Genomic DNA, 13327 nt, shown 5'->3' on the forward strand with positions numbered 1-13327 from the left:
CGCCCCCTCGATGCGCCGGTTGACCGTGGTGCAGTTGCTGCCGGCGCTGCACTCCGGCGGTGTCGAGCGTTCCACCCTTGAAATCGCCGCTGCCCTGGTGGCAGCCGGCCATCGCGCCCTGGTGGTTTCCGCCGGTGGCCGCCTGGTGCAGCCACTGCTGGACAGTGGTGCCGAGCACCTGACCCTTGATATCGGCCGCAAATCGCTGCTGACCCTGCGCCACATGCCCACCCTGCGGCGGCTGTTCGCCGAGGTGGGTGCGGACATCGTGCACGCCCGTTCGCGCTTGCCGGCGTGGCTGGGCCTGTATGCGATCCGCGCGATGCCCGCCGCGCAGCGCCCGCACTGGGTGACCACGGTGCACGGCCTGAATTCGCCCAGCCGCTACAGCGCGGTGATGACCAGCGGCGAACGCGTGATCTGCGTGTCCACGACCGTGCACGACTACGTCCGCCAGCATTACCCGACGGTGCCCGAACAGGCCCTGCAGGTGATCCCGCGCGGCGTGGATGTGACCCAGTTCCCGCGCGTGGCCCGCGCCGACCGCAGGCCGCGGCTGGCGCTGGCTGCCGACTACCCGTGGCTGGCCGACGTGGACGGGCCGCTGCTGCTGCTGCCCGGCCGCGGCACCCGCCTGAAAGGCCACGCGCACGCGCTGCAGCTGCTGGCCCACGTGCGCTCGGCCGGCGTGCCGGCGCAGCTGTGGATGCTGGGCACCGACGAGCCCGGACGTGAAGCCTATGTGGCCGACCTGCGCCGGCAGGCCGCCGCGCTGGGTGTGGCCGAGGCCGTACAGATCAGCACCCCCACTGCGCGCATCGCCCAGGCCTATGCGGCCAGCGATCTGGTGCTGCAGCTGTCGGACAAGCCCGAAGCCTTCGGCCGCACCGTGGTCGAGGCGCTGTCGGTCGGCCGCCCGGTGCTGGGCTGGAACCACGGCGGCGTGGGCGAGCTGCTGCAGCAGCTGCAGCCCGCAGGTGCGGTGCCGCTGGGCGATGCACGCGCGCTGGGTGAACGCGCGCTGGCCCTGCTGGCGCAGCCGCCGTCCTTGCCGACCCGTATCCCGTTTACCCTGCGGGCCATGCAGCGCGACACCCTCCGCCTCTATGCCGACCTTGCCGGCTGACGCCGCGCCCATCGCGGGCGACGACCGCGCCGGGCGCTGGGCACCGTGGTGGGTGCTGGCCTACGTGGCGCTGTGGCCGCTGCCTGGCATCGCCGAAACCGTGCTCGGCCTGGGCGCCGTGTACGCCGCGGTGCGCATGGTCATGCGCCGCCTGCAGCATCGCCCGCACCTGCTCAGTCCGGCCGCGTGGGCGCTGACCTCCATCCTGTTCCTCGGTTACTGGCTACCGCAGGCGCTGTCCGCCTTCGATGCAGTCGACCCGTCGGCGGCCTGGACCAAGGCGGCCGCAGGCCTGCGCTATCTGCCCTTCATGTGGCTGGTGGCCATCGCCGTGGCGACACCGCAGCGGCGGCGCCTGATCTTCGGCGGCCTGGCGCTGATCACCGGGCTGTGGACGCTGGATGCGCTGGTGCAGGCCGTGGCCGGAACCAGCCCTTGGTTCTGGTCGCTGCAGCAGCTGAAGCTGGCCGTCAGCGGCCATGCCCTGTGCCCGCCGGAGGAGATGGTGCTGGCCGACCGGCTCAGTGGCCCGCTGGGGCCGTGCAACCTGAAGTTCGGACAGGTGCTGGCCAGCCTGTCACCGTTCCTGCTGCTGCCGGCGGCGCGCCGCTTCGGCGCGGCCGGCTGGTTGCTGGCCGGTGCCGCGCTGGGCGTGGTGCTGCTGCTGGCTGGCTCGCGTGCCTCCTGGGTCACCTTCGGCCTTGTGGCGGTCTACAGTGGCGTGCGTCAGCTGGGCTGGAAGCGGCTGGGCCTGCTGGCCGTGGCGGGGGTGCTGGCCGCCGCCGCGCTGACCGCCAGCGTGCCGCAACTGCGCGAACGCGTTGCACGCACCGCGATGGCCTGGCAGGGCGGCAGCGAAGGTGTCGACCAGGCGCTGTCGGGGCGCGCGCGGATCTGGTCTGCCGCCGGCTGCATGATTGCCGAACACCCGATCAACGGCGTCGGCGCGCGCGGTTTCCGCGATGCCTACCCGCAGTGCGTGGACGACCAGGGGCCTGCGGTATGGGGCGCCGAGCCCGCGCTGCACGCGCACCAGATCGTGCTGGAAATCCTCGCCGAAACCGGCGTGCTGGGGCTGCTGCTGTGGCTGGCGGCCATCGCCCAGGCCTGGCGCGCCTGGCGTTTCGCACCGGCCGTGGCCCGCGAACGCGCCCGCCCGGCAATGCTGGCGCTGGCGGTCACCGTGTTTCCGCTCAATACCCACCTGGCGTTCTACTCCGCCTTCTGGGGTGGGGTGACCGTGCTGCTGGCAGCGTTGTTCGTCGGCACGCTGCTGGCCCGCGAACCGGACGACGCACCCAACGCGATGTAGTCGCGCATCCATGCATGGCGTGGATCTACCGCAGCGGTTGCATCATGTGGGTCCACCGCAGCGGTTGCACCACGTGTATCTACCGCAACAATTGCATCACGTGGATGCACCGCAACGGTTGCATCACGTGGATCTACCGCAACGGTTGCATCAGTAGATCCACGCCATGCGTGGATGGAGCTTCCCCGACAAAAATGCGGGTGAATCCCCAATACCGGCGCGATCGAACGTATCGCACGCTGGCGTCATGGCCAGCCCCAGACTCCGCTACGGTCGCCACTCCAGCACCGGCATCGTGTACTCCTTGACCACGACCACCCTCGGCCGTGAACACTTCTTCTCCGAAGCCGGCAACGTCGCGGTCCTGGTCGACGCCCTTCGCTTCGTCGAACGCGCCGGCATCAGCCACAGCCTTGCCTGGGTGGTGATGCCCGACCACCTGCACTGGCTGATGGAACTGCAGAAAGGCACCTTGGCCGAGTGCATGTCTTTGCTCAAATCCCGCAGCAGCCGCCTGCTGAACCAGCAGCTGGGCCGACGCGGCGCGCTGTGGCAGCACGGGTACCACGATCACGCGGTGCGCAACGACGAGTCACTTCACGAGAAAGCGAAGTACATCATGGCCAATCCGATCCGCGCCGGGTTGGCCAGTGAGGTGGGGGAGTACCCCTATGCGTGGTGCCGGTGGCCGTTGTAGATCCACGCCATGCGTGGATGGGGCGGTGACGGGCGCGGCCAGGCATCATCCACGCATGGCGTGGATCTACTTGTAGAAGTCGCTGTGGCAGCACGGGTACCACGATCACGCGGTGCGCAACGACGAGTCACTTTACGAGAACGCGATGTACATCGTGCCGGTGGCCGTTGTAGATCCACGCCATGCGTGGATGGGGCGGTGACGGGCGCGGCCGGACATCATCCACGCATGGCGTGGATCTACTTGTAGAAGTCGCTGCGGCCACCCGGCTGGCGCTTGAACCGGCGATGGATCCACAGGTACTGGTCCGGGGCTTCGCGCACCATCTGTTCGATGGCCTGGTTGACCCGCGCGGTGTCGGCTTCCACGTCTTCGCTGGGGAAGTTTTCCAGCGGCGCACCGATCTTGAGGAAGTACTTCCCGCCTTCGCGGCGGTGGAAGTAGGGGATTACCGCGCAGCCGGTCATCCGCGCCAGCTGGTGGGTGGCGGTGATGGTGGCGGCGGTATGGCCGAAGAACGGCACGAACACGGTGTCCTTGCCACGCATGTCCTGGTCCGGGGCGTACCACAGGAAGCCACCTTTCTTCAGGTGGCGCACAGTGGCGCGGATGTCTTCGTTGGCGTACATCGCCTTGGCGTAGCGCAGCCGGCCGAACTTCACCGCCCACTCGTACACCGGGTTCTTGTGCTTGCGGTACATGCCCGACAGGTCGACGTGGTCGCACAGCAGGCGGCCGCACATCTCCAGCGTCATGAAGTGGCCCGACACCAGCAGCACACCACGGCCTTCGGCCTGCATCTGCTTCAGGTGCTCCAGGCCTTCGATCTGCACCTGCGGGCGGATGCTGTCGATGCTGCCCCACCAGGAGCGGGCGCATTCGAAGATGCCCACGCCCAGTGCGTCGAAGCTGTCGCGGACCAACCGGTTGCGCCAGGCCTCGTCCTTCTCGGGGAAGCACAGCTTGAGGTTGACCTCGGCGGCGCGGCGGCGGCTGCCGAGCAGGCGCCAGGTGACCCAGCCGACGCCACGGCCCAGGGCGCGCTGCAGCATCCAGGGCAGGCGGGCGATGCCGAAGGCGGCGAACATCGCCGCGAACATCGGCCAGTTGCGGGGATCGGCCAGGGACGGGCGGACGGCGGTGGTGGCATCGGACATGCCGCCATTCTACCAACCCCGCCGCGTGTCTTTCCCGGGGGGCTCCCGTATCCTTGCCGCATGCGTAAAGACCCTGTCGAATGGATCCTGCGTGGCCTGTATTCGGTCGTGCTCTACATCCTGCTGCCGATCACCGTGTACCACCTGGTCTGGCGGGGCTTCCGGGTCCGTGAATACTTCCGGCGCTGGGATGAACGCTATGCGTCCTACCCGCAGCCAACCGGCCAGCCCCGGGTCTGGCTGCATGCGGTGTCGGTGGGCGAGGTCAATGCCGCGGCGCCGCTGGTCAATGCGCTGCGCAAGCAGCGGCCGGACATCCGCTGGGTCATCACCACCATCACCCCCACCGGTTCGGAGCGCGTGCGTGCGCTGTGGGGCGATGCCCTGGACCATGTGTACCTGCCCTATGACGTGCCGGGCAGCGTCAACCGCTTCCTCGGCCACTTCCAGCCCAGCCTGGCACTGATCCTGGAAACCGAGCTGTGGCCCAACATGCTGTTCGGCTGCCGTGACCGCCGCATTCCGGTCTACATCCTCAATGCCCGCCTGTCGGCGCGTTCGCTGCGTGGCTACCGCGTGCTGGCCGCGCTGATCCGCCGCGCGCTGCGCACCGTCACCTGCGTGGCCGCGCAGTCGCAGGATGATGCGGCGCGTTTCGTGCAGCTGGGCGCGGCGCCGGAACAGGTGCAGGCGCTGGGCAACCTGAAGTTCGACATCACCACGCCGGACGTGCAGCCGTTCATCGAGCAGTTCCATGCGCTGGTGCCGGCCACGCGCCCGGTGTGGATCGCCGCCAGCACGCATGATGGCGAAGAGCAGGCGGTGATCGACCTGCACCGGCGGCTGCGCCAGCATCATCCGGACCTGCTGCTGTTGTGGGCGCCGCGCCATCCCGAACGCTTCCCCAAGGTGGAGGCGCTGGCCCGCGAACAGGGCTGGAGCGTGGCCACCCGGCGCGCACAGCAATGGCCATCGTCCAGCACCGAAGTGTTCGTGATCGATACCCTGGGCGAGTTGATGCCGTTCTACGGCTGCGCACAGGTCGCCTTCGTCGGCGGCAGCCTGCAGGCGATCGGCGGCCACAACCTGCTGGAACCGGCGGCCATGGGCACGGCGGCGGTGACCGGGCCGCACCTGCACAATTTTTCCGAGATTTCCCGGCGCATGCGCGAGGCCGGTGCGCTGCTGATCGGCGAGGACGTGCAGGCGGTGGGGGATCTGCTGCAGCACCTGCTGGAAGATGCGCAGGCGCGCGAAGACATGGCCCGTGCCGGCTGCACGCTGGTCAGCAATGGCCGCGGCGCGCTGCAGCGTACGCTGGCCCTGGTGGCGCCACACCTGCCGCCACCGCTGGACTGATACGGCGCTTCGGCGCGCTTTCACCCGCATACGAACAAGCCACCCTCGCGGGTGGCTTGTTCGTTCTACCGGCAGGGCAACGACTCAGTTGGTGGTCGTGGCCGGGTTGCCGGCATCCTGGGTCAGCAGGCGGTTGATGTCCTGCAGCTCGGCCACGTCCAGCGCACCCAGCGACTGGCTCAGCAGCAGGCGGTTCTGCAGGAAGGTGTAGCGGGCGTTGGCGTAGTCCAGCTGTGCCGAGAACAGGATGCGCTGGTTCTGGATCACGTCCAGCACCGTGCGGGTACCCACTTCCAGGCCGACCTGCGAAGCGTCATAGGCGCTCTGGGCCGAAACCACCGCCAGGCGGCGGGCTTCCACTTCGCTGATGCCCTGCACCAGGGTCTGGTAGGCATTGCGGGTGTTGCGGTCCAGGGCACGCTTCTGCTGCTCGTAACCGTCCTGGGCGATATCGCGCTGGGCCAGGGCCTGGCGCACGCCGGACTGGGTGGCACCACCGGCGAAGATCGGCACGCTCAGGGTCAGGCCGATGCTGTTGGTACGCGCGTCCGGGGACAGCGAACCGGCGCCGACGCTGTCACCCCAGGTCGCACTCTTGCCCCAGCTGCCGCCCAGCGACAGGGTCGGGTAGTGGCCGCCACGGGCGGCCTGCACGCCGGCTTCGGCAGCGCTGACCTTCAGTTCCTGCGCCTTCAGCGCCGGATTCTGGCTGGTCGCTTCCTGCACCAGGGTATCGATGTTGCCGCGGTTGGCCGGCACTTCCGGACGGAAGTCCGCCGGCAGGCCCTTCAGGTTCAGCACCGGCTGGCCGGTCAGTTCGGTCAGGGCCTGGTAATTGTCGGCCAGGGTGTTCTGCGCAACGATGGTGTTGGCACGTGCCTGGTCGTACTGGGCACGCGCTTCGTGCACGTCGGTGATCGGCGCCAGGCCCACTTCCAGGCGCTTGTCGGCGAAGTCGAACTGCTTCTTCGCGGCCGCTTCATTGGTCTGTGCGGCGGTGAGCGATTCGATCGCCACCAGCACGTTGAAGTAGGCCGCCGAGGTGCGCACGATCAGGCTGTCGTTGGCCGAATCGAGGGTGAAATCCGCCGCCTTGCTCAGCTCGCGCTGCGAACGCAGGTTGTTGATCTGGGTCCAGTTGAACAGCGTCTGGCTGCCATCGATCGTGTAGTTGCGGCGCTTGCTGGTGACCGTGCCGGAGTTGGCGTCATGGTCCGCCTCGGTACGCGTGCGGGACAGCTGGGCCTGGCCGTTGATCTGCGGCAGCAGGGCAGCACGCGCCTGCACGGCGCCTTCCTTGTCGTACAGCCGGGTCGATTCGGCGGCCGAAAGTTGCGGATCGCCATTGCGGGCCATTTCGTAGACCTGCAGCAGGTCGGCGGCATGGGCGGACAACGGCAGCAGGGCAGTGGCCAGCGCAACAGCGAGGGATCGGCGGATCATTGCGGCTTCCTTGGACTCAGAGGTGGAACTGGGGTGCCGGGGCGGCACCGCGCAGGTAATCGATATCGGTTTCGAACAGCGATTCGGTGCTGCCGTCGGCCTTGACCAGGATCGCTTCCATTGCCGGCGAACGGCCGCGGATCACGAACAGGCGGCCACCCGGACGCAGCCACGAGGCGAACTGTGACGGCACCACGTCGACCGCGCCAGTGACACAGATCACGTCGAAACGGCGTTCGGTCTGCCAGGTGAGGGCGTCGGCCACTTCCACGCGGACATTGGTGCCCAAGCCGGAAGCATCCAGGCGTGCGCGTGCGGCGGCGGCCAGTTCCGGGTCGATTTCCAGGCTCAGCACGTCGCGCGCCAGCGCGCCGATGCAGGCGGACAGGAAACCGCTGCCGGTGCCGATTTCCAGCACTTCGTCACCCGGCTGCAGGTCCAGCGCCTGCAGGGTACGGCCCTCGATGACCGGCTTCATCATCTTCTGGCCGTTGCCGATCGGCAGTTCGACATCGGCATAGGCCAGCGCCCGGTGCGCATCGGCGGCAAAGGCCTCGCGCGGCAGGCGGGCAAGGACGTCGAGCACCTTGATGTCCAGCACGTCCCAGGGACGGATCTGCTGTTCCACCATCAGTTCGCGGGCGTGGGCGTAATCAATCGTCATGAGGTTCAAATCCAGCGCAGTGGGCCGGCCATTTTACCGGTGCCGGAGGCCGGCGGCGCGCCCAGAGCATCAGCTGCCGGGTGGCCGGGGTCGCAGTGCCGGAAGTCATCGCGACCTCCGGTTCGTTCAGGTTCGTGCGTGAAGCGGTTTTTCAGCCGGTCCCGGCCCCCCGCGGCGCATAGGCGCGCAGGAAGAAATCGACGCTGGCCGCCACGTGGGCCAAAGGATCGCTCGCGACCGGTGACAGTGGCATGCCACACATCATATGCATGTGTACTTCGCCCTTGATCAGGGTCAGGAACTGCTCGCCGGCCAGGGAATAGTCGGCGATATCCAGCTCCCCGCGCGCGCCACGCGACCGCAGGAAATCGGCCAGGGCCTCGCAGGTGCGCTCCGGGCCGGCCTTCCAGAACAGCTCGCGCAGGCGTTCGTCGGTCTCCGGGGCCATCATCACCCGCTGGATCGAGATCGCCGCATCGGAGGTGATCAGCTGGAAGAACGCCAGGCCGATACCGACCAGCTGGTCGCGCAGCGGGCCCTCCACGTCGGCCACGAACAGCGCATCGGGCAGCATTTCAATGCACTTGGACTGCACGGCCTCGGAGAACAGGGTCTCTTTGTCGCCGAAATGGCTGTACACGGTCAGCTTCGAGACGCCGGCCTGGGCGGCGATGCTGTCCATGCTCACGCCGCTGTAGCCCTGTTCGATGAACAGTGCCTTGGCGGCTTCCAGGATGGCCGCGCGCTTGCCGAGGTCCTTCGGACGCCCGGGGCCGGCAGCCTTGGCAGCGGGCTTGGCCGAAGGCTTGCGGGAAGTGGGAGAACTCATTGCGGTAATACTAGACCAAGCGGTTCGATATTTATACTATACCGGCTGGTTCACTATTGTCCGTGTCGCAACAGTACGTTGCCGGCGCGGTTCTCCGGATTCCTTTTCAGGTCCTGTACCTCATGAAGAACATGCGTTGGTTGGGCGTTGGTGCGCTGGTCGTGGTGTTGGCCGCCTGTGGCAAGCAGGCCGCCGAACCGGTGGCGGCCATCCCGGTGCTGGTGGTCCATCCCACCACGCAGGACGGGCAGGCCCCGGCGGCCTACCCGGGCGAGGTGCGTGCCCGCCAGGAGAGCCCGCTGTCGTTCCGCGTCGGCGGCAACCTGATCAAGCGCCACGTCGATGCCGGCCAGCGGGTGAAGAAGGGCCAGCTGCTGGCCGAACTGGATGCCGCCGACTACGCCTCGCAGGCCGCCGCCTCGCAGGCGCAGCTGGCCGCAGCCGAAGCGGACCTGGTGCGCGCCCGCGATGACCAGAAGCGCTACGCCAAGCTGGCCGAAGACCAGCTGGTCAGCCGTTCGACCTTGGACCAGCAGACCGCCGCGTTCAAGGCTGCGCAGGGCCAGGCCAATGCCGCCCGCGCCAACCTGGCCGTGGCCCGCAACCAGGCCGAGTACGCCCAGCTGCGCGCGCCGGCCGATGGCGTGATCGCCAGCCGCCAGGCCGAAGCCGGCCAGGTGGTCAGCGCCGGGCAGACGGTGTTCACCCTGGCCGCCGATGGCGCCCGCGAAGTACTGATCGCGCTGCCGGAAAGCAGCATCCGCGATTACAAGGTCGGCCAGGCCGTGCAGGTGGAACTGTGGAACCGCCCGGGCCAGCTGCTGCCGGGCACCCTGCGTGAGATCGCACCGGCGGCCGATGCGCAGGCGCGCACCTATGCCACCCGGGTCAGCCTGGCTCCGGAAGCCCTGAGCGAAGTGGAACTGGGCCAGAGCGCGCGCGTGTTCGCCAGCGCCGGCCGCAGCGGAGCGCTGCAGCTGCCGCTGGGCGCGGTGCTGCGCGGCGCAGATGGCAAGGCCAGCGTGTGGGTGGTCAATCCGTCCAACGGCGCGCTGAAGGCAACGCCGGTAGTGATCGGCGCCTACGGTGCGCAGGCGGTGCCGGTGGTGTCCGGCGTGGCTGCGGGTGATTGGGTGGTTGCCGCCGGCGGGCACCTGCTGCGCGAAGGCCAGGTGGTGACCCCGGTCGACCGCCAGAACCGCCCGGTGCTGGCACCGGCGGCCACGCCGGCCAGCGCGCCGGCCGCAGGCAAGGGGCACTGACCCGTGCGCCGCTTCAATCTTTCCGAATGGGCGCTGGGCAACCGCCCGCTGGTGCTGTTCGCGATGCTGGCCTTCGCGGTCATCGGCGCGTGGTCGTACAAGCACCTGGGCCAGTCCGAAGATCCGCCGTTCACCTTCAAGGCGATGGTGGTGCGCACGATGTGGCCCGGCGCCACCGCCGAGCAGGTCTCGCGGCAGGTGACCGAGCCGATCGAAAAGGCGCTGATGAACACCGGCGAATACGAGTTCATCCGCTCGTACTCGCGCCCGGGCGAATCGCAGGTGATCTTCATGGCCCGCGACAGCCTGCGTTCCAAGCAGATCCCGGACCTGTGGTACCAGGTGCGCAAACGCGTGGGCGACATCCGCGCCACGCTGCCCCGCGAGATCGTCGGGCCGTTCTACAACGATGAATTCGGCGACACCTTCGGCAACATCTACGCGCTCACCGGCGAAGGCTTCGACTATGCGGTGATGCGTGACTATGCCGACCGCATCCAGCTGGAACTGCAGCGCGTGCCCGATGTCGGCAAGATCGACCTGGTCGGCCTGCAGGACGAGAAGGTGTGGATCGAGCTGTCCAACACCAAGCTGGCCACGCTGGGCGTATCGCTGCAGCAGGTGCAGCAGGCGCTGGCCGACCAGAATGCGGTCACCGCCACCAGCTTCTTCGAAACCGCCACCGACCGCGTGCAGCTGCGCGTGACCGGCCAGTTCGATTCCATCGATGACATCCGCCACTTCCCGATCCAGGCAGGCGAGCGCACCGTGCAGCTGGGCGACATCGCCGAGGTGAAGCGTGGCTTTGCCGATCCGGCCTCGCCGAAGATGCGTTTCATGGGGCAGGATGCGATCGGCCTTGCGGTGGCGATGAAGGATGGTGGCGACATCCTGAAACTCGGCGCCACCCTGGATGCCGAGTTCGAACGCCTGCAGAAGACGCTGCCGGCCGGCATGCAGCTGCGCAAGGTGTCCGACCAGCCGCACGCCGTGGAAGAATCGGTGGGCGAGTTCGTGCAGGTGCTGACCGAAGCGGTGGTGATCGTGCTGCTGGTCAGCTTCTTCTCATTGGGCCTGCGCACCGGCCTGGTGGTGGGCGTGACCATTCCGCTGGTGCTGGCGATGACCTTCTTCGTCATGCACTACTTCGATATCGGCCTGCACAAGATTTCGCTGGGCGCGCTGGTGCTGGCGCTTGGCCTGCTGGTGGACGATGCGATCATCGCCGTGGAAATGATGGCCACCAAGATGGAGCAGGGCTACGACCGCCTGCGCGCGGCCAGCTTCGCCTGGGAATCGACGGCCTTCCCGATGCTGACCGGCACCCTGATCACCGCGGCCGGCTTCCTGCCGATCGCCACGGCGGCATCGAGCACCGGTGAATACACCCGCTCGCTGTTCCAGGTGGTGACCATCGCGCTGGTGGTGTCCTGGATTGCAGCGGTGCTGTTCATTCCCTACCTGGGCGACAAGATGCTGCCGGACCTGTTCAATCCGCAGGCGCCGCGGCCCGACAGCCTGGCCGGCCGTTGGCACGCCAAGCGCCTGCAGTGGGCGGACCGGCACCCGGCGCTGGCGCGCTGGATCGCGCCGAAGCAGCACGCGCACGACCATGATCCCTATCAACGGCCGTTCTACACGCGCTTCCGGGCGTTCCTGGATACCTGCCTGCGCCATCGCTGGTGGGTGATCGCGGCGACCATCGCGCTGTTCATCGGTTCGCTGATGCTGTTCCGCTTCGTGCCGCAGCAGTTCTTCCCTGATTCCACCCGCCCCGAGCTGATGGTGGACATCGAGCTGGCCGAAGGCGCGTCGCTGACCGCGACCCAGGCACAGGCCAGCAAGCTGGAGGCCCTGCTGAAGCAGCGCGAAGGCATCAGCAACTACGTGGCCTATGTCGGCACCGGTTCGCCGCGCTTCTACCTGCCGCTGGACCAGCAGCTGCCGGCCACCAACTTTGCCCAGTTCGTGGTGCTTACCGAAGACGCCAAGGCCCGTGAAGCCACCCGCGACTGGATGCTGAAGGACGTGATCAAGCAGTTCCCGGACGTGCAGATGCGCGTGACCCGCCTTGAGAACGGTCCGCCGGTGGGCTACCCGGTGCAGATGCGCGTGTCCGGCGAGCACATCGCACAGGTGCAGGCGATCGCCCGCCAGGTCGAGGCCAAGGTGCGGGAGAACCCGCACGTGATGAACGTGAACCTGGACTGGAGCGAGCCGAGCAAGGTGGTGCGCCTGGTGATCGACCAGGACCGCGCCCGCGCGCTGGGCGTCAGCAGTGCGCAGGTCAGCCAGTTCCTCAGCAGTTCGCTGTCGGGCATGAGCGTGAGCACCTATCGCGAAGGCAACCGCCAGATCGAGATGCTGCTGCGTGGCCCGGACAACGAACGCGCGCAGCTGGACCTGATCGGCAGCCTGGCCATGCCCACCAGCAGCGGCACGGCGGTCACCCTGTCCCAGGTCGCACGGCTGGAGTATGCGTTCGAGGACGGCATCATCTGGCACCGCAACCGCCTGCCGACGGTGACCGTGCGTGCGGACATCAGCGATGGCATGCAGGCGCTGGACGTGGTGCAGCAGATCGTGCCGACCCTGGATGGCATCCGTGCCGGACTGCCCAGTGGCTACCTGCTGGAAACCGGCGGTTCGGTGGAGGATTCCACCCGCGGCCAGGATTCGATCAAGGCCGGCATGCCGCTGTTCCTGATCGTGGTGGCGACCCTGCTGATGCTGCAGCTGCGCAGCTTCTCGCGGGCGGCGATGGTGCTGGTGACCGCGCCGCTGGGCATCATCGGCGCGACCTTGTTCCTGCTGCTGTTCCGTGCGCCGTTCGGCTTCGTGGCACTGCTGGGCACGATCGCGCTGGCGGGCATGATCATGCGTAATTCGGTCATCCTGATCGACCAGATCCAGCAGGACATCGACGCCGGGCACGACCGCTGGCACGCGATCATCGATGCGACGGTGCGCCGCTTCCGGCCGATCGTGCTGACCGCGCTGGCAGCGGTGCTGGCGATGATCCCGCTGTCGCGCAGTGCGTTCTACGGCTCGATGGCGATCTCGATCATGGGTGGCCTGATCGTGGGCACTGTGTTGACCCTGGTGTTCCTGCCGGCGCTGTACGCGGCCTGGTTCCGGGTCAAGCCGAGCGAAGCGGGGGAGTGACGGTACCGGGCTCTGCGGCCGCCGCCCTGGCAGGTGCCAACCTCGGTTGGCACTTACAGTAGAGCCACCCCATGGGTGGCTGCAGACATCCTGGTTCCCTCATCCACGCATGGCGTGGATCTACTGCCGGTGATCTCCACCTTGGTGGGTGCCAACCCTGGTTGGCACGAATGGCTGCATCCACGCATGGCGTGGATCTACTGCGGGAGGTTCGAACGATCCACGCATGGCGTGGATCTACAGTAGAGCCACCCCATGGGTGGCTGCGCGCAATGTCCGAAGGAAGGCTGCCACGCATGGCGTGGCGCTACCG

The 13327-nt window shown here is 67.8% G+C and carries 10 protein-coding genes; 6 read left to right on the forward strand and 4 right to left on the reverse strand.

The features are described 5' to 3' along the window. Positions 1–10: 10 nt before the first annotated feature. From ACM2ZB_RS18980 to ACM2ZB_RS18990, 3 genes are all read left to right on the forward strand, one after another. Complete coding sequence (locus tag ACM2ZB_RS18980; protein ID WP_416056581.1) at positions 11–1126, forward strand: glycosyltransferase; 1116 nt, start codon at positions 11–13, stop codon at positions 1124–1126. After that, positions 1107–2438, forward strand: coding sequence for an O-antigen ligase family protein (locus tag ACM2ZB_RS18985; protein ID WP_416056582.1), 1332 nt, complete (start codon positions 1107–1109; stop codon positions 2436–2438). Before ACM2ZB_RS18980 ends, ACM2ZB_RS18985 begins: the two co-directional genes overlap by 20 nt. 247 nt (positions 2439–2685) lie before the next feature. Further along, positions 2686–3135 (forward strand): REP-associated tyrosine transposase, encoded by a 450-nt coding sequence (locus ACM2ZB_RS18990; protein WP_416058583.1) that lies wholly within the window; start codon positions 2686–2688, stop codon positions 3133–3135. A 239-nt stretch (positions 3136–3374) separates the two neighbouring features. On the opposite strand, the gene ACM2ZB_RS18995 is transcribed toward ACM2ZB_RS18990, so the two are convergent. Next, positions 3375–4292, reverse strand: coding sequence for an LpxL/LpxP family Kdo(2)-lipid IV(A) lauroyl/palmitoleoyl acyltransferase (locus ACM2ZB_RS18995; RefSeq protein WP_416056583.1), 918 nt, complete (start codon positions 4290–4292; stop codon positions 3375–3377). A gap of 60 nt (positions 4293–4352) precedes the next feature. Here ACM2ZB_RS18995 and waaA point away from each other — a divergent pair, with 60 nt between their 5' ends. Further along, positions 4353–5651, forward strand: a complete 1299-nt coding sequence (gene waaA, locus ACM2ZB_RS19000) for a lipid IV(A) 3-deoxy-D-manno-octulosonic acid transferase (protein ID WP_416056584.1) — start codon at positions 4353–4355, stop codon at positions 5649–5651. Between the two features lie 84 nt (positions 5652–5735). On the opposite strand, the gene ACM2ZB_RS19005 is transcribed toward waaA, so the two are convergent. The 3 genes from ACM2ZB_RS19005 to ACM2ZB_RS19015 all read right to left on the reverse strand — a co-directional run bounded on the left by ACM2ZB_RS19005 (position 5736) and on the right by ACM2ZB_RS19015 (position 8587). Continuing rightward, entirely contained in the window at positions 5736–7094 is a 1359-nt protein-coding gene (locus ACM2ZB_RS19005; RefSeq protein ID WP_313441541.1) for a TolC family outer membrane protein, read from the reverse strand. A 16-nt stretch (positions 7095–7110) separates the two neighbouring features. After that, on the reverse strand, positions 7111–7758 hold the full coding sequence (locus ACM2ZB_RS19010) for a protein-L-isoaspartate O-methyltransferase (RefSeq protein WP_313441539.1): 648 nt from the start codon (positions 7756–7758) through the stop codon (positions 7111–7113). Between the two features lie 151 nt (positions 7759–7909). Continuing rightward, complete coding sequence (locus ACM2ZB_RS19015) at positions 7910–8587, reverse strand: TetR/AcrR family transcriptional regulator (RefSeq protein WP_416056585.1); 678 nt, start codon at positions 8585–8587, stop codon at positions 7910–7912. A gap of 122 nt (positions 8588–8709) precedes the next feature. Here ACM2ZB_RS19015 and ACM2ZB_RS19020 point away from each other — a divergent pair, with 122 nt between their 5' ends. Next, entirely contained in the window at positions 8710–9849 is a 1140-nt protein-coding gene (locus ACM2ZB_RS19020; protein ID WP_416056586.1) for an efflux RND transporter periplasmic adaptor subunit, read from the forward strand. Positions 9850–9852: 3 nt separating this feature from the next. Further along, a complete protein-coding gene (locus ACM2ZB_RS19025) occupies positions 9853–13014 on the forward strand; it encodes an efflux RND transporter permease subunit (RefSeq protein ID WP_416056587.1) in 3162 nt (1053 codons plus the stop codon). Positions 13015–13327: the final 313 nt, after the last annotated feature.

Origin of the sequence: Stenotrophomonas maltophilia (genome assembly GCF_047782825.1) — a bacterium.
Lineage (GTDB): Bacteria > Pseudomonadota > Gammaproteobacteria > Xanthomonadales > Xanthomonadaceae > Stenotrophomonas.

What these genes read in the sequence shown, in the direction of transcription:
- ACM2ZB_RS18980 (WP_416056581.1), top strand. Translation starts at nt 11, where the DNA reads ATGCGCCGGTTGACCGTGGTGCAGTTGCTGCCGGCGCTGCACTCCGGC.
- ACM2ZB_RS18985 (WP_416056582.1), top strand. Translation starts at nt 1,107, where the DNA reads ATGCCGACCTTGCCGGCTGACGCCGCGCCCATCGCGGGCGACGACCGC.
- ACM2ZB_RS18990 (WP_416058583.1), top strand. Translation starts at nt 2,686, where the DNA reads ATGGCCAGCCCCAGACTCCGCTACGGTCGCCACTCCAGCACCGGCATC.
- ACM2ZB_RS18995 (WP_416056583.1), bottom strand. Translation starts at nt 4,292, where the DNA reads ATGTCCGATGCCACCACCGCCGTCCGCCCGTCCCTGGCCGATCCCCGC.
- waaA (WP_416056584.1), top strand. Translation starts at nt 4,353, where the DNA reads ATGCGTAAAGACCCTGTCGAATGGATCCTGCGTGGCCTGTATTCGGTC.
- ACM2ZB_RS19005 (WP_313441541.1), bottom strand. Translation starts at nt 7,094, where the DNA reads ATGATCCGCCGATCCCTCGCTGTTGCGCTGGCCACTGCCCTGCTGCCG.
- ACM2ZB_RS19010 (WP_313441539.1), bottom strand. Translation starts at nt 7,758, where the DNA reads ATGACGATTGATTACGCCCACGCCCGCGAACTGATGGTGGAACAGCAG.
- ACM2ZB_RS19015 (WP_416056585.1), bottom strand. Translation starts at nt 8,587, where the DNA reads ATGAGTTCTCCCACTTCCCGCAAGCCTTCGGCCAAGCCCGCTGCCAAG.
- ACM2ZB_RS19020 (WP_416056586.1), top strand. Translation starts at nt 8,710, where the DNA reads ATGAAGAACATGCGTTGGTTGGGCGTTGGTGCGCTGGTCGTGGTGTTG.